Annotated in this window: 1 protein-coding gene; it reads left to right on the top strand. The window is 62.3% G+C overall.

Features of this window, described 5'->3' with window-relative positions:
• Positions 1-907 (top strand): IS630 family transposase gene (locus tag AC5ZG1_RS44030; RefSeq protein WP_496136523.1). Its coding sequence is split into 2 segments (ribosomal slippage), with 906 coding nucleotides annotated over them: positions 1-300 and positions 302-907; the frame shifts between segments, so codons are not numbered across the junction. This gene is flagged as partial in the annotation.
• Positions 908-914: the final 7 nt, after the last annotated feature.

Below are 914 nucleotides of genomic sequence, written 5' to 3'. Positions count from 1 at the left end.
GTTGCGGCGGTTGTGAGTGGAGGGCTGTCGTGCCATGAGGCGGCCGAGCAGTTCGGGATCGCCGTCAGCACTGCCATTGGATGGGTGCGCCGGCAGCGCGAGACCGGCAGCATCGCGCCCGGCAAGATGGGTGGGCACCGGCCGAAAGCGATTTCTGGCGAACACCGTGTCTGGGTGTTGGAGCGGATCAAGGCGGGCGATTTCACCTTGCGCGGGCTGGTTGCCGAGCTCGCCGAACGCGGGCTGAAGGTCGACTACCGCTCGGTGTGGGAGTTCGTCCATGCCGAGAAACTCAGCTTCAAAAAAAAGCGTGGTGGCTGGCGAACGCGATCGTCCCGACGTGGCAAGGCGGCGGGCCCAGTGGATCAAATATCAAGATCGCGTCGAGCCTGAGCGCCTGGTCTTCATCGACGAGACCTGGACCAGAACCGATATGGCGGCTTTGCGGGGATGGGCGCCGCGTGGCCAGAGGCTTCCCACCAAGGTTCCACACGGCCGCTGGAAGACCATGACCTTCCTGGCCGCCTTGCGCCATGACCGGATCGAGGCGCCATGGTTTATCGAGGGCCCGATCGACGGCGACAGCTTTCGCCTCTACGTGGAAAAGGTCCTCCTCCCGACACTTCGTCCCGGCGACGTCGTCGTGATGGACAATCTCGGCAGCCACCGAGGCAAAATCGTGCGTCAGCTCATCCGCTCCGCGGCAGCCAAGCTCTTCTTCCTGCCGAAATACTCACCCGACCTGAATCCCATCGAACAGGTCTTTGCCAAGCTCAAGCACTTTCTCCGAAAAGCGGCCGCCCGAACCGTCGACGCTGTCTGCCTCGCCATCGGCCAGGTTCTGCAGCTCTTCACGCCCAAAGAATGCGCAAGCTACTTGGCAAACTCAGGATATGCACGAACCTAACTTCATC

This window comes from Bradyrhizobium sp. Leo78 (genome assembly GCF_059512425.1).
This window is presented reverse-complemented; position numbering and strand designations above follow the sequence as displayed.